A 20172-nucleotide genomic window follows, 5' to 3' on the forward strand; every position below is an offset into this window, starting at 1 on the left:
GAAGACCGGGCGGCCGGTGCGCGTCAACGCACCAACGACGGGTCTAAGTTCGCGGCTCTTTCCCGTCCGACAGCGGCTCTCACAACCGTCGCACCCGTACCCTGCAGGGCGGGACTCATGTGACAGACTCGTGAGCGTTAGAAAATGAGAAATGTACGTTGCGGCTCCTGTTCCGCGCTTTTGTTTAAAGCTGGACCGGGAGCGATCGCGGACGTTATAGAAATCAAGTGCCGCCGTTGCGGCACTCTCAATCACCTGAGGCCGGCAGAGCCCTTACCCGATCGCTTCGAGCGACCGAACGGAGCCACGGCCACACATGCCGAACAAAACTGATATGCCACCCCTGCCGGCGAAAGCCCCCGGCAGGAACAAGTATCGCCATCGTCACCAGCAGGGCGTCATTCTCGTTTGCGAGGATGAGAAGGCGCAGGAACTGCTTTTCGAAGCGCTCAACGCTATCCGGACTTGCAAGATCAAGGTGGTGGTCACATGAGACTGACTATCACCAACACGTGCCCGAGCTTTGAGAGCTACCGGGCGGCGAGGGTCAAATCCCTCTTCAACGTCGAAGACGGCAGTTCGTTTGAAGTCACGGCCGACCTGCCGATCGACGATGGTACCTGGGGGCTCGGTTTGATCGTCGGCCCCTCGGGCTCTGGCAAAACGTCGTTGGGGCGGCGCGTGTTCGCGGAGGATCGCGCGGCCGGCTTTCACTGGCCGGCCGACGAGCCGATTATCGACGTGATCGCCCGCGACGGTGATTTCAACGACGCTACCGCAGCATTGTCATCGGTCGGGCTCGGCTCGGTGCCATCATGGCTCCGGCCCTATGCGGTGCTTTCTAACGGTGAGAAGTTCCGAGCCGATCTGGCCCGCATTATCTGCGATCGGCCTGCCGAGGTGGTGGTTGACGAGTTCACCAGCGTGGTCGACAGGCAGATTGCCAAAGTCGGGGCGCTGGCGTTCGGTAAGGCTTGGCGGCGGACTGGCGGCAAGGCGGTCCTGCTGTCGTGCCACTATGACATCATCGACTGGCTCGATCCGGACTGGGTTTTTGACACGGCAACAGGTGAGTTCACCGGGAGGTATCTTCGGCGACGTCCCCCGATCGCCGTGGACATCCAAGAAACCAATTGGCGATGGTGGCCGTATTTTGAGCCGCATCATTATCTGAAGCTACCGCACATGATCGCCGCCACCTGCTATGTCGCCTTCGTTGACGGCGAGCCGGTGGCGCACTTGGCGGTCTCAACCCGGCCGGGTCTTGTCGAGGCTCGCGCCTGCCGGCTCGTCGTAATGCCGGAATGGCAAGGCGCGGGCGTTGGCATGCGGTTCTTGAACGCGGTCTGCGCCGCGTGGCGTCGGGGCGACAACCGATACGCCCTTCCTATGCCGACGCTCTTTCACACATCTCATCCGGGCCTCGCGGCGGCACTGCGCCGCGACCCACTTTGGACGCAGACATCGGGCGTTCTTTTCGGTGGCAAGAAGGAATGCCGGGCCAAAGGGAAAAGCACCCTGTCGGGCTACGGCGGGCACTTCCGCGCCGTCCAAGGTTTCCGCTACATCGAAGGGGTAGATATCCGCCAATGAAGATAGGCATCATCGGGCAAAAGTGGCTTGCGGCCGCTGTCCTTGACCAACTCCGAGACCATGAAATCGCGTTCGCCGCCGCCCCATCTGCCGGCGATCGTTTCCACGAAGCCGCCCGCGCTGCGGGCGTGCCGACAATCGAATATGCCGGCGTCGGTCTGGGCGGTGCTCTCCGCTACCGCGTCGACCTTTTGATATGCGCTCATGCGTTCGTCTTCGTGCCGGCCGAAGTGAGGGCCATTGCGGATTACGCGATCGGCTATCACCCCTCACTGCTACCTCTGCATCGGGGGCGGAACGCCGTAGACGCCACCATGGCCGCTGGTGATCGGATCGCCGGGGGCAGCGTCTATCACCTCACGGATGAAATGGACGGCGGCCCGATCGCATTCCAAGATTGGTGCTTTGTCCGGGAGGGGGAAACGGCCGCCGATCTTTGGAGGCGCGCCCTCGCGCCGATCGGCGTGGAGTTGTTGGTAAAAGCGGCCGACCATCTTTCGGCTTATGGTTTCATCCCGGCCGACCAACAGGAGCAATTGGCCGCCGCCTAAGGTCAGGCGGCGACCCCAGGGGCGGCTCTGGACCCTATCCGCGCCTCGCGCGTTAATGGCCGATGTCCAAGCCGCCCAACCCCCCCAATGACCCTATGCCGCGCCGGATTGAGCCTTGCTCTCCGGTACTCGAAAAAAAGCCTCCCGAAGGGGCGCAATGGGTTCATGAAATCAAATGGGACGGATACCGCATCCACGTTCACGTCGAGCCCGGCGCAATCCGGATCTTGACGAGCGGCGGTCACGATTGGGCGCGACGTTTCCCGTCGATCTCCGAAGCGGTGAAACAGCTTGGCGCGCGCACTTTGATTTTGGACGGCGAGGCTGTGGTGCTCGACAAGCAGGGGCGCTCTGATTTTAGCCTGTTGCAGCAGGCGTTGGGCGGAAAGGGCGGCACGCGGAATGCCGGCGCTGCCCAACTCGTCGCCTTCGATCTCCTCTATCTCGACGGTCAGGATTTGAGACGACGGCCGCTTGCCGAGCGTCGGCGAATGCTGGAAGCGCTCGTGCAAGACAAGAACGGCGCGATCTTTCTTTCAGAATGGCTGGGAACGGACGGCGGCACATTGTTTCGCATCGCCTGCGAACACGGCCTCGAAGGCATTGTCAGTAAGAAGCTCGATGCCCCTTACCACTCCGGCGACAAACCCCGAGTTTGGGTCAAGGTGAAATGCGAACAGCGGGGCAACTTCATCATCGTGGGTTTCGAACGGTCGACCGCGCTTCCTTCGCACATAAGCCGGTTGATGCTGGCGGCGCGAAAGGAGGGCGGCCTCGTCTATGTCGGAAGCGTCGGCACGGGCTGGTCTGATAAGGAATCTCTCGCGCTGCGTGAACTGCTGGAAATGGTTGAGACGGGGGAGAAGCCGGTCGCCGTTAGCCGGAAAGGCGCGGTCTTTGTCGAGCCGCGCTTTTCAGCGGCGATAACGTTTCGCGCCTGGACCGAGGACAAGAAGTTGCGGCACCCTTCATGGAAGGGGATCGCGGCCGTGGAAGACTGTCCGGAGGTCTACGAGATCGCGGCCGAATCTTAAGCACTTAGGAGCGCGACGGCTTCGGCGGGAGTTACGCTGATCGCGTGGGCGAATTCGACGGTCCTGTTAAGCCGCCGGAAGTTCTTATCGCGGGTCACGAAGAAGTCTCGTTCGTCATTCAAGTGCGACCAGATCGCTTGAACGTCACAAAGCCGGTTACGCCACTTCCAAGCTGGCCGACTGAAAAGGTCCTCTGGGTCTAGTCCGTTTGCCGAAGCATAGGTCGGCCAATCGGAAGGGGTGCCCGGAAAGAGGGCCTCGAAGATCTGCCGCTCTCGCTCAACGGAGGCCTCGTCTCCGATGAGGGCAAAGTCCCAGAACGATAGCCCGTACTTTGCGATCGGTTTCAGCAGAGCAATATCCCCGAGGCCGAGGTCAATCATACGGGCTTGGAAAGCGGCGAAGCTGTCGAGGTGCGCCCCGCCGGGTTGCTGTTCGGACGCGCTAGAGGCAAGGATTGCGACGTCGGCCGCGCCCCGCCTCGCGGCATCAACCAGCGCCAAGACGTCGCCGCCTGCCGGCCGCGCCTCATCAATGTCGATGAGGCAGTTGGTATCCAATGTAAATCGGAGGATTGGCTCGCCCATTGTGACCCTCGGTTATGAACGCGTCCCGCGTAATATCCGACAAGGCGGCCGCGTCGCGCAACGCCAAGATTCTCATTGTGCCAAAGCTAGCGCAAATCTGTGCCAAAGCCGCCGCCGCGCCACAACCACGACAGCTTTCCCGTTGCAGCAAATTCCAGCGGACCGAGGGGCCTCGGCCGCGATCACAAGGGAAAACGACAGGGCATTGCATGGCGAGCCGGCTTTACGGACATTTTCTGTCGCGCGCTCAGCGGTGCGAGACAGATTGCTTCGGCCACTCCAGCTTTTGAGTGGTCGAAGATCGAAGCTCCCATCAAGCACCATCTATCGCGCCGCGTCGGCGGCGCGAGTGACTCAACTTCTTCCGAGAAAGAGCACGCATGACAGCGCAGCGTCTCGGTCAGACGTGCAGACTCACCCCTCCAGATACCCGTCGATCACGGCCAGAAACGCCTCGCCATAGCGCTCGCGTTTGCTTTCGCCGATGCCCGGGATGTCAAGCAGTTCGTCAAAGCCGCGCGGGCGCTCCTTGGCAAGCGCGATCAGCGTTGCGTCCGGGAAGACGACATAGGGCGGCACGTTCAGGTCCTTGGCGATGGTGAAGCGCTCGGCGCGCAGCAGTTCGAACAATTCGAGATCGGAGCCGGCAAGGTCGGCGCGCTCGCGTTGGCTGCCGGATTTTGCCTGCCGCGCCGCCTTGCCCGTCTGCGGGCGATCCTTGCGAAACAGCACCTGGCGCTCGCGCTTGAACACGGCGCGCGCCTCCGGCTCGAGTTTGATTGCGCCGAAGGCCGTATGATCGACGCTGACAAGACCGCCCGCCAGCAACTGCCGAAACACCGATTGCCAGGTGCGGGCCGGCAGATCCTTGCCGGCGCCGAAGACCGGCATGTCGACATGGCCGAAACGCTCGGTCTTTTCGTTGACGGTCCCCATCAGCACATCGACGACATGGCCGGTGCCGAAGCGCTCACCGGTGCGGTAGACGGCGGCAAGCGCCTTGATCGCGGCCTCGGTCCCGTCCCAAGTCTCGACGGGCTTCAGGCAGGTATCACAATGGCCGCATCGGCCGGGGTGCGCCTCGCCGAAATGCGCGAGAATCGCCTGGCGGCGGCAGCCGGCCGTCTCGCAGATCGCCAAAAGCGCGTTGAGCTTGCCGCGCTCGATGCGCTTGATGTCATCCGCCGCTCCGCCCTCGTCGATCATCCGGCGGCGCTGCAGCACATCGGCCATGCCATAGGCCATCCAGACCTCGGACGGCTGACCGTCGCGGCCGGCACGGCCGGTCTCCTGATAGTAGGCCTCGACCGATCCCGGCAGATCGAGATGGGCGACATAGCGCACGTCAGGCTTGTCGATGCCCATGCCGAAGGCGACGGTTGCGACCAGGCAAAGGCTCTCCTCTTTCAGGAAGGCGTCCTGATGGGCGTCGCGCAGCGTCCGGTCCATGCCGGCGTGATAGGCAAGCGCGCGAATGCCCTGCCCGTTCAGCCATTCCGCCGTGTCCTCGACCTTGGCGCGCGACAGGCAATAGACGATGCCGGACGAACCGCGAAAACGGGACAGGAACCGCAGCAACTGCTGGCGCGGCTGGTCGCGCTCGACGATTTCATAGGCGATGTTCGGCCGGTCGAAGCTGGTGGTGAAGACTTGGGCTCCCTGCAGCGACAGCCGCTCGATGATGTCGTCGCGGGTATGCGGGTCGGCCGTTGCCGTCAGCGCGATGCGTGGCACGCCGGGATAGCGCTCGGCGAGCAGGCCGAGCGTGCGATACTCCGGCCGGAAATCATGGCCCCACTGCGAGACGCAATGGGCCTCATCGATGGCGAAAAGCGCAATGCGGGCCTTGCCGATCAGGTCGGCGAAGCCATCGGTGACGATGCGCTCGGGCGTGACGTAGAGCAGATCAAGCGTGCCGTCAGAAATCTGCCGGCGCACGGCAACCGCCTCTTCACGCGTCAGCGACGAATTGAGAGCCGCCGCATTGACGCCGAGCTGCTTCAACGCCTCCACTTGATCGCGCATCAACGCGATCAGCGGCGAAACCACGATGCCAAGGCCGGTGCGGCAGAGTGCGGGGATCTGAAAGCAGAGCGACTTGCCGGCACCGGTTGGAAACAGAACGACGGCGTCACCGCCGGCGGCCACATGCTCGACCACTTCCTGCTGACGGCCCCGAAAGGCGGAATAGCCGTAGACGCGCTTGAGAACATCGAGCGGCGCTCGGCCGGCGTCGTCGAAGAGCTGGCTGGCAGCGCTTCTGTCGGGCTGCGCCCTTTCGACGAACTCCATTACATCTCCTTCGGGGAATCACACATTGCCATCATCGCCAGATACCGCGGCAATGCCATAGCCGTCAGCCTAATTGAAGAGACTGGGTGGACTATCCGGGAGGATCGCCAGCCGTTTTCGCTCGGGGGTTGGTCTTTTCCATAGCCTGGCCTTATTGATATATCGGCAATTCAGAGAATAGACATAACCGGAAGGTCATCATGGCGAACATTCTGGCGGCGAGCGGCGGCGTCAAGCAGGTGGTCTGCATCAACTGGGGTACGAAGTACGGCGCTCCGTTTATCAACCGGCTCTATGCCATGGTGGCGCGTAACATCACTCCACCCTTCACCTTCACCTGCTTTACCGACAATCGCGACGGGCTGCGCAACGAAATTCTCTGCGAGGATCTGCCGCCGCTCGACATTGTGAATATGCCTACGAACACGCCAGGCATCTGGCAGAAATCGCGACTCTGGGGACCGAAGCTCGGCAATCTCAAGGGACCGGTTCTGTTTCTTGATCTGGACATCGTCATTGTCGGATCGCTCGATTGCTTCTTCGAGGTGGAAGGGCCTGACGATGTGGTCCTGGCCAGAAACCAGACGACGCCTTTCGAACGCCTCGGCCAGACCTCGGTTTTCCGCTTCCCCGTGGGCAAGCTCGTATCACTGCAGGAAAAGTTCAGGGGCAACCCGCAGGCAATCGCGGACGAATATCGTTTCGAGCAACGCTTCGTAACACGCAATGCACCGGGTGGCGTGAAGCTCTTTCCGAGACGCTGGGTCCTGCACTTTCGACAGGACTGTCGCCACATCTTTCCTCTGAACTACTTCCTTGCGCCCCGCCTGCCGGCCGATGCGCGCGTGGTGCTCTTCCCCCGCAGCCTTTTGCCGCAACATGCAATCGACGGGCAATATGGCTATCGCGGCCGGATGGACACGCCGCTTGGGCACATTCGCCGGCTGTTTACCGGCGACCATCGTGAAAAGAACCCGATCAGCCACCTGCGCCATTACATCCACCCCGCTCCATGGGTGGCCGAACATTGGCGCGAATAGTCGGAATCCAGCCAAGATCGGACCGGATTTCGGCGTGGCTGAGCGGCTTTTCGGCGGTTACCGGGCCGCCGGTCCCTTCACCCGGCCCGAAAGCACGCCGAAGCCCTCGATGATCGCCTCCTGGTTTTCAAGCCGCGTCACTTCGAGCTGAACCTCCTGCAGCGTGCGCAGGAGCTGCGGCACGGCTTCAAGGTCGCCCTCCTCGGTCGCATGCGCCAGTTCCCGCTCCAGCTCGCGCCGCTGCCAATGCAGCGCCTTGGAGCGCTGGTGCAGCGCCAGCGCCTGCAGATATCCCTCGCGGGCATCCTCGGGCGCGGCAGCGGCCGTCGCCGTCCACAGCCGGGCATAGCGGATCTGCTGGTCGATGGCCGCGATCAGTTGAGCAAAACCTTCGGCGTCGAGCTGTTCCACCAGCCCTTCGCGCGTCAGGCGCGGGCCGTTGGCGGCAGCGGCATTGAGGACCACCGCCCAGCAGCGCTGCAGATCGCGATGGTCGAACTCGATGGTCGAGATCTCGTCATATTCGTCGAACAGCAACTGCGGGTGATTGACGATCGTGAGCGCCAGCACGCTTTCGCGCAGCGACGGCACCGCCTGCTGGCCACTGACCAGCGACGAGCGCGCCAGCCGGTCCGAGATCGCCGTCGGGCCGGAGGTGTTCGGCTGGCGTGCACCGGGTCCGCCGCGCTGCCCGCCGCCCTGGCGGCCGCCACGCTCGAATTGCCGCCGCTCGCCGCCGCGACCGGGGCTGGAGGCTTGCAGAAACGCGTGCAGCCGATCGCGCATGTCCTGGCCATAGTGGCGCCGCACGCTTTCGTCGGCGATGACGGCGGTGACCTGCTTCAACCTGGCTTCGAGCTCGGCGCGTTTTTCCGGCGTGTCGAACGAGCCGCCCTGGATTTCGCGCTGCCAGACCATCTCGGCCAGCGAGCGGGCATTGGCAAGCACCTGGTCGAAGGGCGCCCGCCCCTCCTGACGCACGAGATCATCGGGGTCCTTGCCATCGGGCAGCATGGCAAACCGCACCGAGCGGCCGGGCTTCAGATGCGGCAGCGCCAGATCGACGCCACGGTTGGCGGCGCGAATGCCGGCGCCGTCGCCGTCGAAGCAGAGCACCGGTTGCGATGTCATCTTCCAGAGCAGGTCGAGCTGGTTTTCGGTGAGCGCGGTTCCAAGCGGCGCCACTGCATTCTCGACACCCGCCTGATGCAGCGCGATCACGTCCATGTAGCCTTCGACCGCAATGATCGTCGCCGCAGCATTTTCGTTTTGTCCGGCGTCGCCGGTACGGCTGCCCCCTGACATCGCCCGCCGTGCCCGGGCAAAATTGTAGAGCACGTTGCCCTTGTGGAAGAGCTCGGTCTCGTTGGAGTTGAGATATTTGGCCGGCGCGTCCGGCGACATGGCGCGGCCGCCAAACGCGATGACCTTTTCGCGCGACGACAGGATCGGAAACGTGATGCGGTCGCGGAAGCGATCGTAGGAAACCGGCACATCGGGGCCATGCACCACGAGGCCGCAGGCCTCGATCTGCTCCTTGCCGATGCCCTTGCCGGCCAGGAATTCCTTGAGCGCATTGCGGCTGTCGGGCGCAAAGCCCAGGCGGAAGGTCTCGATCGTGCGGCCCGTCAGCCCGCGCTCGCGCAGATAGGCGCGCGCCTTGGCGCCATTGGCGGTCTGCAGCTGGTCCTCGAAAAACCGGGTCGCCAGCTCCATCACGTCGAGCAGGCTGGTGCGTTCCTTCTCGCGCCGCTCGGCCTGCGGATCCGGCTGCGGCATGGCCACACCGGCCATGTCGGCGATCTGCTGCACCGCCTCGGGGAAGCTCAGGCCTTCCAGGTCGGTGAGAAAGCGGAAGTGGTCGCCAGTAACGCCGCACCCGAAGCAATGGTAGCGGCCCTTGCGGTCCTCGCAATGAAAGCTCGGGGATTTCTCGCCGTGGAACGGGCAGCAGGCCCAATAGTCGCCGCGCGAGACATTGGTCTTGCGCCGATCCCAGGTGACGCGTTTGGCGATCACGTCCGAAATCGGCACGCGGTCGCGTATCTCGTCAAGAAAGGACTGTGAAAAGCGCATGGATACCTCTGGTCGATCCTCCATATAGGCGGCGAAACCGCCGGACGCCACAGCGCTGACCGGCCGTGCCCGCAATTCACAGGCTATCACGAAGCAATCGCGAACCCGGCTTGCTGGAGGCGCCCCATCAATACACGCCTGACGCGAATATATTTCGACACGCAGGCGGTGCTCAGCAAGGCGACGGAGTTTGGGAGCATGGGATGGAATGGCCCGCCGGGCCGCGACGGCCTCTGGCTGTCGCAGGGTTTCATCCGGGAGTATTGGGATTATCAGGCGGAGAAATTCGCACCGATCAATCGGGCCCACGAAAGGCTCGCCGGCACATTCAGTGCCGCAACGGCGCCCGCTGCAGATGAGCGGGCGCAGTCGGTTACTTCAGCAGGTCCTTGACCAGGCCCGAAGCCTTGGCGAAGTCCATCTGGCCAGGATAACGCTCCTTGAGCGCATTCATGCACTTGCCCATGTCGCGCAGCCCCTGCGCGCCGGTTTCCTGGATCACCGATGCACAGAGTTCCCTAACCTTGTCTTCCGACAGCTGGACCGGCAGGAACTGGTTGATGATGACGATTTCCTGCCGCTCCTGCTCTGCAAGCTCCGGCCGGCCGCCCTGGTCATAGATTCGGGCCGATTCCTCGCGCTGCTTGATCATCTTGGCGAGGATCTGCAGGATCTCGTCGTCGCCGACCGGATCCTTGCCCAGGCCACGGTTGGCGATATCACGATCCTTGATCGCAGCCTGAATCAGCCGCACGGTCGAGGTGCGCCGCGTGTCCTTGGCCTTCAGGGCTTCTTTCAGTACCTCAGCGAACTGGTCGCGCATGTCTTTCTCCATGTCGAAGCCGGCCCGCGGTGCTCTTGCCCGGAACCGGTTCGCTGCGTCAATGTTGCCGTCGTCTTAAACCAGTGTGGCAGGTGCAATCAAACGGATTGCACAACCGCTTGAATTAAAAGGAATTTTATTTCCAGACAATTCACAGCGGCTGGTTGACCGGGCTTTGCGCTTTGGCTATTTTCCCGCACCTGCACGACATCGGCATGTGAGCACTTTTCGCGGGGATTCCGCGCGTCCATGCCTGAGCACATGAAATGGCGATCAGCCGCCGGGCTTTCAAGCCCCGCGCTCCACGCCGCAACGGGATAGGAACGATGACCGCGACACCCGCATGGACCACTGAAAAACCCACCGCTTTGCTCGTTCTTGCCGACGGCACCGTAATCGAAGGCAAGGGCATCGGCGCAACCGGCAAGGTGCAGGCGGAAGTCTGCTTCAACACCGCATTGACCGGCTACCAGGAAATCCTGACGGACCCTTCCTATCTCAGCCAGATCGTCACCTTCACCTTCCCCCACATCGGCAATATCGGCGCCAATGACGAAGACATCGAAGACCTGACGCCGGCAGCCCGCCACGGCGCGGTCGGCGTGATCTTCAAGGCCGACATCACCGAACCGTCGAACTATCGGACTGTCAAGCACCTCGACGCCTGGCTGAAGGCACGCGGCATCATCGGCCTTTGCGGCATCGACACCCGGGCGCTCACCGCCTGGATCCGCGAAAACGGCATGCCCAACGCCGTCATCGCTCACGACCCCTCCGGCGTCTTCGATATCGAGACGCTGAAGAAGGAAGCCAAGGCCTGGAGCGGGCTTGAAGGCCTCGACCTTGCCAAGGTTGCCACCTCCGGCCAGTCGTCGCAGTGGACCGAGAAGCCCTGGGTCTGGGACGAAGGCCATTCGACGCTCGGCGATGCCGAGGCCGACTATCACGTCGTCGCCCTCGACTACGGCGTCAAGCGCAACATCCTGCGCCTCTTCACCGGCCTCAACGCCCGCGTCACCGTGATGCCGGCAACGACAAGCGCCGACGAAGTGCTTGCGCAGAAGCCGGACGGCATCTTCCTCTCCAACGGCCCGGGCGACCCGGCGGCAACCGGCGAATACGCCGTGCCGGTGATCCAGGACCTCTTGAAGAGCGACATTCCGGTGTTCGGCATCTGCCTCGGTCACCAGATGCTGGCGCTGGCGCTCGGCGGCAAGACCGAGAAGATGCACCAGGGTCACCATGGCGCCAACCATCCGGTCAAGGACCACACCACAGGCAAGGTCGAGATCGTCTCGATGAACCACGGCTTCGCGGTCGATTCGAAGTCGCTGCCGGAAGGCGTTGAAGAGACTCACATTTCGCTGTTCGACGGCACCAATTGCGGCCTGCGGGTCGCCGGCAAGCCGGTCTTCTCGGTGCAGCATCACCCGGAAGCCTCGCCGGGTCCGCAGGACAGCCACTACCTCTTCCGCCGGTTCATGAACCTCGTGCGCGAGAAGAAGGGCGAACCGGCGCTTGCCGAGCGCTAGGAGCGACCACGAACAGAGATAGACCTCCAGAAAAATGGAGGTCTATGATCCTGCGTTCGAACGACCTGACGTGGTTTCTGCAGAAATGGCACCGATGCGACCGGTGCGCTTCGCTTTCGCCCAATTGGGCTTTCGCACCGGCTTTGGCTGCGATGTCGTGACATTTCGGCCCGATGCAGATCATGCTTCCCGGGAGTTTGATCCATTTTCCAGCAAGCTGGAGATCAGATCGGAGTATTCGCACGCAAGGTCGAAGGCGGTGTTGACCGGAACATTCTGGACGACCAACATGCCCGCAAACAGGACCACAGCATCGCTGTCGCTGATGGGCTCATCAAGCTTCGCGACGGCGACGTTGTACTTCACCTGATCCATCGCCCGTTTCAGTTGCTCTCCGTATGGCCCTGAAAAAAGTCCCACGTCCGCTCTCCTTTGGGTTCTTCCACATGCTACAGCGCAGCGCGTCAAATATGACGCGCAAAGGACGCTGTAACGCTTTAAACTTGCTGCATAATTTCCTCCTTAAATCGATTCCGATTTAAGGAATTATGCGGTAGGCCGTTGATCTTTCCTGTAAGATCGACCACTCGCTTTTGGGCCGCACAAGTAGCCCTCGCCCCACCGCTCACGCGCCAGGCAGATGCTCGGCGATGAAGCCGACCACCGCGCGCACCGATGGCAATTGCCCGCGTCGATGCGGCATCAGCAAGGTCGTGGTGACGCTGCCGGCCTCCCATTCGGGCAGGACACGAACGAGGCTGCCCTCGTCGATCTCCGCCCGGCAGAGCTTGCGCGGCAGCGCCGTGATGCCGAGGCCGGACAGTGCGGCCGCGCGAAGCACATGGGATTCGTCGGCGAGGAAACGCGGCTCGGGACGGACCCGGACGACCACGCCTGCGTCGTTGCGCATCATCCATCCCTCTGCCGTCAAGGATACCAGAAGACCGTCATGACGCGAAAGGTCGCTCGGCTCGATCGGCGCCCCGCGACTTTCCAGATAGGCGGGTGCAGCGACGAGCCAGATGACCTCCGCGCCGACATGCCGTTGCACGAGCCCCGAATCCGGCAGCGGCGCGAAGTGGTCGCGCACCGCAATGTCGAAGCCCTCCTGGACGACATCGACGAAACGATCGGTCGCATGCAGCATCACCCGCATCTTGGGATAGGCAAGCGCCAGTGGCGGCAGGAGGCCAGCCAGCATCATCTGGGCCGTCGGCACCGAGGCGGTAATCCGCACCGTGCCGCTTGGCTCGGCGAGCCGGCCCTTGACTATGGCTTCCGCCGCTTCCGCCTCGATCAGCATCGCCGCGGCGTGCCGATAGAAATCCTCGCCGACCTCGGTGACGGTGAAGCGGCGCGACGTGCGATTGATCAACCGCACGCCAAGCGTCTTTTCCAGTTCGGCCACGCGTTTGCTCAGCGTCGATTTCGGCACGTTGAGCGCCCGCGCCGCCGGCGCAAACCCCTTGTGATCGACCACATGGGCAAAGACGATGAAGTCGTTGAGATTGCGCATCGCAAATTCCAATGTCTACATATGTAGACGATACATCCACAACTGCCAGACTTTCGCAATGTCGTCCATGATTTTATCTCTTCTCCATCGAAACCGAACATCGAAGGAAGAGAACATGGGTGGCTATCAGGACAAGAAAGCCGTCGTCATCGGCGGCACGCATGGCATGGGCCTGGCAACCGTCGAACGTCTTGTCAACGGCGGCGCCGAGGTGCTGCTGACCGGCAACAACGAGGCGAACCTCGCCAAGGTCCAGGAGCGCTTCGGACCGCGCGTGCATGCGGTAAAGTCCGACATTTCCGACCTTGGCGAGATCGCCGTGCTCGGGGCGACGGTCGGGCAGAAGCTGGGTTCGATCGACCTCCTGCACGTCAACGCCGGCACATCGCTGCTCGAGCCTTTCGACCAGGTGACCGAGGCCTCCTACGATCGCCAGTTCACGATCAACACCAAGGGCGCCTTCTTCACCGTCCAGCGCCTCGCGCCGCTGATCCGCGACGGCGGCTCGATCGTCTTCACCTCGTCGGTTGCCGATGTCGGCGGCCATGCGGGCATGGCTGTCTATAGCGGCAGCAAGGCGGCGCTGATCTCGTTTGCCTCCGTCTTTGCCGCCGAGCTCTTGCCACGCGGCATCCGGGTGAATTCGGTCAGCCCCGGCTTCATCGATACGCCGACCAAGGGCGTTGCCGGCATCACCGATGCGGAACGTGCCGAGTTCAAGGCGCTGGGCGATGCGATCACGCCGATGGGCCGCAACGGCACCGCCGACGAAGTGGCCCGCGCCGTGCTGTTCCTCGCCTTCGACGCGACCTTCACCACCGGCGCAAGACTGACGGTCGACGGCGGTCTCGGCCAGCAATTGTCGCCTGCGGCCTGAAACGAACGGGAACGGAGAAACCAGATGTCCAATACAATCTCGGTCATCGGCCTCGGCGCGATGGGCACGGCACTCGCCAACGCCCTCATCGACGCGGGCAACGTAACAACCGTCTGGAACCGCACATCGGCGCGGGCTGACGCTCTCGTTGCCCGCGGTGCCCGCCGGGCCGAAACGGTCACCGAAGCCATCGCAGCGAGCGATCTGATCGTGCTGTGCCTCACCGACTACGCTGCCGTCGAAGCCACGTTTCATCACGTCGGTCCCGGCCTGTCCGGCAAGACCGTCGTTAACCTGACCAATGGTCGTCCGAATCAAGTCCGGGCGATCGCCGACCGCCTTGGCGGATATGGCGCGCTCTATCTCGACGGTGGCATCATGGCGACGCCACCGATGATCGGCTCGCAGCACGCCTTCATTCTCTATAGCGGCAGCGCCGATGCCTTCGCATCGGCCAAAGATCGCCTCGTGGCCTTCGGCCGGAGCCAATATCTCGGCGAAGATCCGATCCTCGCCGCGGTCAACGACCTCGCCTTGCTTTCGGCGATGTACGGTCTCTTCGGCGGCTATCTGCACGCAACAGCACTTGCCGGCAGCGTCGGCGTCTCGGCGACGGCGTTCCTGTCCCTGGTCGAGCCCTGGCTTGCGGCAATGATGACAGCCCTGCCCGACTATGCCGAACGGATCGACAGCGGCGATCACGCCCGCGACGTGATGTCGAACCTTGCCATGCAAGCGGTGGCGATCACCAATATCGTCGCTGCAAGCCGCAGCCAGGGCATCGATCCGGCTTTCATGGAGCCGATGGAGAGGTTGGCGCAACAGCGCCTCGCCGGCGGCTTCGGCACGGACGAGATTTCCGGCATCATAGAGGCGATGCGAGCAAAATAGGGTTCCTTCTGCAGCGGGTGGCAGATACCGGCGAGGACCAATCCAGCCCTTTGCTGAAGCATCGTCCAACGCTCCCGACGCAAGCAACGCCCCGCGGTCGAAAGGTCGCGGGGGCGTTGCTTGCGGTTGACCCGTCGCCGGGCTTCACGCATCCTCTCTGCAACTGGAGGTGATGATGATTACAGGTTCACAGTGCCGCGCCGCCCGGGCGCTGATCGAAATTTCACGCGAGATGCTGGCGAGCTTTTCGGGCGTCGACGAAGAAACGATCCTCAAGTTCGAGCACAAGCTGGAGGCGCCCGGCGACGAAATCATCCTGTCGCTGAGGAACGCGCTTGAAAATGCCGGCGCCGTGTTTCTGCCGGAGGGCGAGCGCGGCATCGGCGTTCGCCTGAAGTTCACCCGCTCCGAGGCACGCCGCCTGTCCATCCTCGAAAGCGAGGGTGGCGTCGTCGGCGACGACGAGGTTCCGGGCGCTTGAAGTTCGAATCTGATTTCAACGCGTTAGCCGGCCCGATTGAATCAGATTGACCGCTTCTTGAATCGTTTTGCCAACAAAAAAGCCCGCCATTACCAGCGGGCTTTTCCATTGGGTGTAATACCTGAACTTACTTGCAGGCGGCGCAGAAGCGCTGGATGCGACGGCACGCTTCTTCGAGCTGCGCTTCCGACGTCGCATAGGAGATGCGGAAGTTCGGGCCGAGACCAAAGGCCGAGCCGTGCACGACGGCAACGCCTTCGGATTCGAGCAGTTCGGAGACGAAGTCTTCGTCCGTCTCGATGACCTTGCCCGACGGCGCGGTCTTGCCGATGAGGCCGGCGCAGGACGGGTAGACGTAGAAGGCGCCTTCCGGCGTCGGGCACGCAATGCCCTTGGCCTGGTTCAGCATCGACACCACGAGGTCACGGCGACCTTCGAAGATCTTCTTGTTCTCGGGGATGAAGTCCTGCGTGCCGTTGAGCGCCTCGACGGCAGCCCACTGCGCGATCGAGGTTGCGCCCGAGGTCTGCTGGCCCTGGATCATGTCCATCGCCTTGATCAGGTGCAGCGGACCGGCTGCATAGCCGATGCGCCAGCCGGTCATGGCATAGGCCTTGGAGACGCCGTTCATGGTCAGCGTGCGGTCGTAGAGGCCGGGCTCGACTTCGACAGGGGTTGCGAACTTGAAGTCGCCATAGGTCAGGTGCTCGTACATGTCGTCGGTCAGCACCCAGACATGCGGGTGCTTCATCAACACGTCGGTCAGCGCCTTCAGCTCGGCGTGGCTGTAGGCGGCGCCCGACGGGTTGGACGGCGAGTTGAAGACAAACCACTTGGTCTTCGGCGTGATCGCCTTGTCGAGGTCTTCCGCCCTAAGCTTGAAGTTGTTCTCCTGGGTAGTCGAGACGAAAACGGGCGTGCCGCCGCACAGCGCCACCATCTCCGGGTAGGAGACCCAGTAGGGCGCCGGGATGACGACTTCATCGCCCGCGTTCAGGGTCGCCATGAAGGCGTTGAAAAGAATCTGCTTTCCGCCGGTGCCGACGATCGTCTGGGCGGCGGTGTAGTCGAGGTTGTTCTCGCGCTTGAACTTCTTGGCGATCGCTTCGCGCAGTTCCGGAATGCCCGAAACCGGCGTGTACTTCGTCTCGCCGCGGTTGATCGCGTCGATCGCAGCCTTCTTGATATTGTCCGGCGTGTCGAAATCCGGCTCCCCTGCACCAAGGCCGATCACGTCGCGTCCCTTCGCTTTCAGCTCGCGGGCTTTCTGCGAAACGGCGATGGTGGCGGAAGGCTTTACACGGGAAAGGGCATCGGCAAGGAAGGCCATGATGAAAGGTCCTGATCGTTTCGAGACGCGGTGAGCGCTACGGAACGAAAAAGACAGGCTCCATAGCGGTTAGGTCTATGTCGAAAGACGCCCGGTCTTGCAAGCGCCAGAGCCTGAAAAACCGCCGGGAATGCGGGCAAAATGCGTCACCATGACAAACTTTCATGAGTGCGATCAGCGATGACGATCGCCGATCGATACCCGATCGGCGCCTGTCGGCAACCGCAACGGGATGCATGTGTTGCGCACTCGCTACCGAACATCGTCTCCAGCTAGCACCCCTGGGACATGAACAGCATCGGTCAAGAACGTCCGGGGGCGTGAATTTATTCAGAAGAATCAGCGGAATTCGGCTTTTTCCGAAAAGCCTTATTTTGGTCACAACAACTGTCGCGGAACGCCGCAATTCCGTCCTGCAACAGCCGGTTTCCCGGCCTTTCCTGCCATGATCCGAACGCATCGCATCACGGGGGTGGGCAATGTTTCTCGACGACGAAATCGCTGAATCACGGACACGTCAGAACGAAGCGCGATGGGGCATGGTTCTGGCGCTCGCAGCGCTCGCCGCCTGCATCGTCATGATCCTCGGGCTGATGACCCAGGCCGCGGCCCAGACGGCAAACCCCAGGCCGGAGCAGATGGCCGGCTATGTCAGGCCCAACGACATGGGCACCGGCGCCCTGCTCTTCCCCTCCAAGGAGCCCGGCTATTTCGTCGAGGCGCCGCGACTGGCGACCGACGTCCAGATCGACGTCAACGGACCGATCATGCGGACCCGCGTGACGCAGCGGTTCCAGAACCCGAGCAAGGGATGGGTCGAAGGCACCTATGTCTTCCCGCTTCCCGATGATTCCGCCGTCGATACCCTGAAGATGCAGATCGGCGACCGCTTCATCGAAGGTCAGATCAAGCCGCGCCAGGCAGCCAAGGAAATCTACGAGCAGGCAAAGGCCGAGGGCAAGAAGGCGGCGCTGCTTGAACAGCAGCGCCCCAACCTCTTCACCAATCAGGTCGCCAATATCGGCCCCGGCGAAACGGTGGTCGTGCAGATCGAATATCAAAGCGGCGTGCGCCAGTCGAACGACGCCTTCACCTTCCGTTTCCCGATGGTGGTGGCGCCTCGCTACAATCCGCAGCCGGTCGTCCAGACCGTCGATCTCGACAGCCGCACCGGCTATGCCGTCAGCGACCCGGTTCCCAATCGCGAAAAGATCGATCCGCCGGTGCTCGACCCGCGCGAAAACGCCAGGATCAACCCGGTGACACTGACGATCAACCTGAAGGCGGGCTTCCCGATCGGCGAGGTGACGTCGGCCTATCACGAGATCGAAACGTCCACGCTCGACCAGTTGACCCGCCGGATCACGCTGAAGGTCGGAAGCGTTCCTGCCGACAAGGATTTCGAACTCAGCTGGAAGGCGATCGAAGGAAAGAGCCCCTATGCCGGCCTCTTTCGCGAGACCGTCGGCGATAAGACCTACCTCCTGTCCTTCGTCACCCCGCCGGTGACGGCAATGGAGACCGACAAGCCGCTCAGGCGCGAGGTCGTTTTCGTCATCGACAATTCCGGCTCGATGGCCGGCCCATCCATGGAACAGGCAAAGGAAAGCCTGGCGCTGGCGATCTCGCGGCTGAAGCCGGAAGACCGGTTCAACGTCATCCGCTTCGACGACACGATGACCGTGCACTTCCCTGATCTCGTCGAGGCGACGCCTGATAAACGCGAGGATGCGATCGCTTTCGTGCGCGACCTGACCGCCGATGGCGGCACGGAAATGCTGCCGGCGCTGGAAGCGGCCCTGCGCACTCAGGGGCCGGTTGCATCAGGTGCCCTTCGCCAGGTGGTCTTCCTTACCGACGGCGCCATCGGCAATGAAGGCCAGCTTTTCCAGGAGATCCAGAACAACCGTGGCGACGCCCGCGTCTTCACCGTCGGCATCGGTTCGGCGCCCAACAGCCACTTCATGACCAAGGCCGCCGAATACGGTCGCGGCACCTTCACGCTGATCGGTTCCGAAAGCCAGGTGGCCGCCCGCATGGGCGAGCTCTTCACCAAGCTGGAGAGCCCGGCCATGACGGACATTTCAGCAACCTTCGAAGGCGCCGCCTCCGGCGACATCACCCCTAACCCGATGCCCGATCTCTACCGCGGCGAGCCGGTCGTGCTGACGGTCGAACTCGACGGCGCCACACCGGAAGGAAAGCTTCGCATCGTCGGCAAGGCCGGCGACCAGCCCTGGCGCGTCGAGATGGACATCGCCAAGTCTGCAACCGGTGAAGGCATCGCCAAGCTCTGGGCCCGTCGCAAGATCGATGATCTCGAAGCAAGCGCGTCAGCGATCGCCGACCCCGCAACGCTCGACAGACAGATCGAAACCGTCGCGCTGACCCATCACCTCGTCTCGCGCGTCACCAGCCTTGTCGCCGTCGATGCGACGCCGTCACGCCCGGCCGGCGAGAACCTGACGGAAACCAATGTGCCGCTCAACCTGCCGGCCGGCTGGGACTTCGGCAAGGTCTTCGGCGAGAAGCCCGAAACAACAGGTACGGTCGATGAGCGCGAGGCTTCGGCCGAAAGCCAGACGAAGCTGGCCATGGTCACGGCCGACCGCATGCTGGCGGCACCGACGGCGCGTGCAGCGGGCCTCATTGCCGAAGCCAACAACCAGGTAAACCTGCCGCAGACGGCGACCGAGGCGGACAAGCAGATCCTCATCGGGCTGATGCTGCTCGCCTTTGCGCTTGTTGCTGGCAGCACTTTCATCTTCTGGCGCGGCCAGATCGCCGCTCTCGTCACCTCAGGGGTTCGACGCCATGGCCGCTGACGAAGACCTGCCCGGGCCACGCCCGGGCTTCCTCGCCCGTCTCTCGGCGATCGAGACCATCGTGGTCGCGATCATTGCCCTGATCGCCCTTGCCGGCCTGATGCTGGTCGGCAAGGGATTTTACCTGAAGGCCAAGGCCGAGGTCTCTCAAGTGCTGCTGAGGAAGAGCTTCGAGGCGCAGTTGCACGGCGAGGCGGGCGGCAAACCCTGGCCCTGGGCCGACTTCGAAACCACCGCGGAAATCATCGCGCCGCGCATCAATCGCTCGGCGATCGTGCTTCAGGGCGCAAGCGGCCAGGCGCTCGCCTTCGGGCCTGCCTGGCTCACCAACACCCCTCTTCCCGGCGACGAAGGCACCTCCGTCATCGCCGCCCACCGCGACACACATTTCCGCTGGCTGAAGGACGTTTCCTCGGGCGATCTGCTGGTGCTGACCCGCAAGGACGGGCGGCGCTTTCTTTTTCGGGCCGGCGAGGGCCGCGTCGCGCGCTGGGACGAAAGCGGCATCAACGCCGCAGCCAGTGGCCACAAGCTGGCGCTCGCCACCTGCTGGCCCTTCGATGCGATCGAGCCCGGACCGATGCGCTACATCGTGACGGCCGAACTGGTCCGCGAGCAGCATCCGGTGCCGCTGACGACAGGCTCCGTTTCGAAATAAAGCCTTTTTGATCCGATTTGACTTGAACGAACCGGACGACCGCTCCAGCTTGCCAGGAGACGGCAT

18 protein-coding genes are annotated in these 20172 nt (G+C 62.8%); 11 read left to right on the forward strand and 7 right to left on the reverse strand.

Translation table 11 applies throughout. From position 1 onward, the window contains the following. The first annotated feature begins 316 nt into the window (after nucleotides 1–316). From BC363_RS35025 to ligD, 4 genes are all read left to right on the forward strand, one after another. The gene (locus tag BC363_RS35025; protein ID WP_161952429.1) at nucleotides 317–493 is read left to right on the forward strand and encodes a hypothetical protein; all 177 of its coding nucleotides are present in this window, start codon (nucleotides 317–319) and stop codon (nucleotides 491–493) included. Further along, nucleotides 490–1593 (forward strand): GNAT family N-acetyltransferase, encoded by a 1104-nt coding sequence (locus BC363_RS02510; protein WP_065786403.1) that lies wholly within the window; start codon nucleotides 490–492, stop codon nucleotides 1591–1593. The genes BC363_RS35025 and BC363_RS02510 overlap by 4 nt, the downstream gene beginning before the upstream one ends. Continuing rightward, a complete protein-coding gene (locus BC363_RS02515) occupies nucleotides 1590–2144 on the forward strand; it encodes a formyltransferase family protein (protein WP_065786402.1) in 555 nt (184 codons plus the stop codon). Before BC363_RS02510 ends, BC363_RS02515 begins: the two co-directional genes overlap by 4 nt. Nucleotides 2145–2206: 62 nt before the next feature. Beyond that, the gene (gene ligD, locus BC363_RS02520) at nucleotides 2207–3178 is read left to right on the forward strand and encodes a non-homologous end-joining DNA ligase (RefSeq protein ID WP_083223714.1); all 972 of its coding nucleotides are present in this window, start codon (nucleotides 2207–2209) and stop codon (nucleotides 3176–3178) included. Here ligD and BC363_RS02525 read toward each other — a convergent pair. Continuing rightward, nucleotides 3175–3765 (reverse strand): hypothetical protein, encoded by a 591-nt coding sequence (locus BC363_RS02525; protein WP_065786400.1) that lies wholly within the window; start codon nucleotides 3763–3765, stop codon nucleotides 3175–3177. The genes ligD and BC363_RS02525 overlap by 4 nt on opposite strands. Nucleotides 3766–4179: 414 nt before the next feature. Beyond that, entirely contained in the window at nucleotides 4180–6057 is a 1878-nt protein-coding gene (gene recQ / locus BC363_RS02530) for a DNA helicase RecQ (protein WP_065786399.1), read from the reverse strand. A gap of 197 nt (nucleotides 6058–6254) precedes the next feature. Here recQ and BC363_RS02535 point away from each other — a divergent pair, with 197 nt between their 5' ends. After that, nucleotides 6255–7097 (forward strand): glycosyl transferase, encoded by an 843-nt coding sequence (locus BC363_RS02535; RefSeq protein ID WP_065786398.1) that lies wholly within the window; start codon nucleotides 6255–6257, stop codon nucleotides 7095–7097. A gap of 57 nt (nucleotides 7098–7154) precedes the next feature. On the opposite strand, the gene dnaG is transcribed toward BC363_RS02535, so the two are convergent. Both dnaG and BC363_RS02545 read right to left on the reverse strand, forming a co-directional pair. Then, on the reverse strand, nucleotides 7155–9173 hold the full coding sequence (dnaG, locus tag BC363_RS02540) for a DNA primase (protein ID WP_065786397.1): 2019 nt from the start codon (nucleotides 9171–9173) through the stop codon (nucleotides 7155–7157). A 373-nt stretch (nucleotides 9174–9546) separates the two neighbouring features. Next, nucleotides 9547–9996: a GatB/YqeY domain-containing protein gene (locus tag BC363_RS02545; protein WP_065786396.1), complete on the reverse strand. Its 450-nt coding sequence runs from the start codon at nucleotides 9994–9996 to the stop codon at nucleotides 9547–9549. 326 nt (nucleotides 9997–10322) lie between these two features. Here BC363_RS02545 and carA point away from each other — a divergent pair, with 326 nt between their 5' ends. Then, nucleotides 10323–11528 (forward strand): glutamine-hydrolyzing carbamoyl-phosphate synthase small subunit, encoded by a 1206-nt coding sequence (gene carA / locus BC363_RS02550; RefSeq protein ID WP_065786395.1) that lies wholly within the window; start codon nucleotides 10323–10325, stop codon nucleotides 11526–11528. A 180-nt stretch (nucleotides 11529–11708) separates the two neighbouring features. On the opposite strand, the gene BC363_RS02555 is transcribed toward carA, so the two are convergent. Beyond that, nucleotides 11709–11948: a hypothetical protein gene (locus BC363_RS02555; RefSeq protein ID WP_139109885.1), complete on the reverse strand. Its 240-nt coding sequence runs from the start codon at nucleotides 11946–11948 to the stop codon at nucleotides 11709–11711. A gap of 205 nt (nucleotides 11949–12153) precedes the next feature. Beyond that, on the reverse strand, nucleotides 12154–13044 hold the full coding sequence (locus BC363_RS02560; protein WP_065786393.1) for a LysR substrate-binding domain-containing protein: 891 nt from the start codon (nucleotides 13042–13044) through the stop codon (nucleotides 12154–12156). A 115-nt stretch (nucleotides 13045–13159) separates the two neighbouring features. On the opposite strand from BC363_RS02560, the gene BC363_RS02565 reads away from it, so the two are divergent. The 3 genes from BC363_RS02565 to BC363_RS02575 all read left to right on the forward strand — a co-directional run bounded on the left by BC363_RS02565 (nucleotide 13160) and on the right by BC363_RS02575 (nucleotide 15293). Continuing rightward, on the forward strand, nucleotides 13160–13921 hold the full coding sequence (locus BC363_RS02565; RefSeq protein WP_065786392.1) for an SDR family oxidoreductase: 762 nt from the start codon (nucleotides 13160–13162) through the stop codon (nucleotides 13919–13921). Between the two features lie 24 nt (nucleotides 13922–13945). Further along, nucleotides 13946–14812: an NAD(P)-binding domain-containing protein gene (locus BC363_RS02570; protein ID WP_065786391.1), complete on the forward strand. Its 867-nt coding sequence runs from the start codon at nucleotides 13946–13948 to the stop codon at nucleotides 14810–14812. Between the two features lie 175 nt (nucleotides 14813–14987). After that, complete coding sequence (locus BC363_RS02575) at nucleotides 14988–15293, forward strand: XRE family transcriptional regulator (protein ID WP_202618519.1); 306 nt, start codon at nucleotides 14988–14990, stop codon at nucleotides 15291–15293. Between the two features lie 127 nt (nucleotides 15294–15420). Here the strand turns inward: BC363_RS02575 and BC363_RS02580 are convergent, their stop codons facing one another. Next, nucleotides 15421–16623, reverse strand: coding sequence for a pyridoxal phosphate-dependent aminotransferase (locus BC363_RS02580; RefSeq protein WP_065786389.1), 1203 nt, complete (start codon nucleotides 16621–16623; stop codon nucleotides 15421–15423). Between the two features lie 479 nt (nucleotides 16624–17102). Here BC363_RS02580 and BC363_RS02585 point away from each other — a divergent pair, with 479 nt between their 5' ends. Next, nucleotides 17103–19448 carry a marine proteobacterial sortase target protein gene (locus BC363_RS02585; RefSeq protein ID WP_065786388.1) on the forward strand — a complete coding sequence of 782 codons (2346 nt, stop codon included), beginning with the start codon at nucleotides 17103–17105 and terminating at the stop codon, nucleotides 19446–19448. Further along, the gene (locus tag BC363_RS02590) at nucleotides 19438–20106 is read left to right on the forward strand and encodes a class GN sortase (protein WP_065786387.1); all 669 of its coding nucleotides are present in this window, start codon (nucleotides 19438–19440) and stop codon (nucleotides 20104–20106) included. Before BC363_RS02585 ends, BC363_RS02590 begins: the two co-directional genes overlap by 11 nt. Nucleotides 20107–20172 lie beyond the last annotated feature (66 nt).

This window comes from Ensifer sp. LC384 (assembly GCF_001695865.1).
GTDB lineage: Bacteria > Pseudomonadota > Alphaproteobacteria > Rhizobiales > Rhizobiaceae > Ensifer.

Bases quoted from the DNA above. Each gene is read 5' to 3' on its own strand.
- dnaG (WP_065786397.1), bottom strand. From the start codon at position 9,173: ATGCGCTTTTCACAGTCCTTTCTTGACGAGATACGCGACCGCGTGCCG.
- BC363_RS02570 (WP_065786391.1), top strand. From the start codon at position 13,946: ATGTCCAATACAATCTCGGTCATCGGCCTCGGCGCGATGGGCACGGCA.
- BC363_RS02585 (WP_065786388.1), top strand. From the start codon at position 17,103: ATGTTTCTCGACGACGAAATCGCTGAATCACGGACACGTCAGAACGAA.
- BC363_RS02580 (WP_065786389.1), bottom strand. From the start codon at position 16,623: ATGGCCTTCCTTGCCGATGCCCTTTCCCGTGTAAAGCCTTCCGCCACC.
- BC363_RS02515 (WP_065786402.1), top strand. From the start codon at position 1,590: ATGAAGATAGGCATCATCGGGCAAAAGTGGCTTGCGGCCGCTGTCCTT.
- BC363_RS35025 (WP_161952429.1), top strand. From the start codon at position 317: ATGCCGAACAAAACTGATATGCCACCCCTGCCGGCGAAAGCCCCCGGC.
- BC363_RS02575 (WP_202618519.1), top strand. From the start codon at position 14,988: ATGATTACAGGTTCACAGTGCCGCGCCGCCCGGGCGCTGATCGAAATT.
- ligD (WP_083223714.1), top strand. From the start codon at position 2,207: ATGTCCAAGCCGCCCAACCCCCCCAATGACCCTATGCCGCGCCGGATT.
- carA (WP_065786395.1), top strand. From the start codon at position 10,323: ATGACCGCGACACCCGCATGGACCACTGAAAAACCCACCGCTTTGCTC.
- BC363_RS02545 (WP_065786396.1), bottom strand. From the start codon at position 9,996: ATGCGCGACCAGTTCGCTGAGGTACTGAAAGAAGCCCTGAAGGCCAAG.
- BC363_RS02590 (WP_065786387.1), top strand. From the start codon at position 19,438: ATGGCCGCTGACGAAGACCTGCCCGGGCCACGCCCGGGCTTCCTCGCC.
- BC363_RS02560 (WP_065786393.1), bottom strand. From the start codon at position 13,044: ATGCGCAATCTCAACGACTTCATCGTCTTTGCCCATGTGGTCGATCAC.
- BC363_RS02510 (WP_065786403.1), top strand. From the start codon at position 490: ATGAGACTGACTATCACCAACACGTGCCCGAGCTTTGAGAGCTACCGG.
- BC363_RS02525 (WP_065786400.1), bottom strand. From the start codon at position 3,765: ATGGGCGAGCCAATCCTCCGATTTACATTGGATACCAACTGCCTCATC.
- BC363_RS02565 (WP_065786392.1), top strand. From the start codon at position 13,160: ATGGGTGGCTATCAGGACAAGAAAGCCGTCGTCATCGGCGGCACGCAT.
- recQ (WP_065786399.1), bottom strand. From the start codon at position 6,057: ATGGAGTTCGTCGAAAGGGCGCAGCCCGACAGAAGCGCTGCCAGCCAG.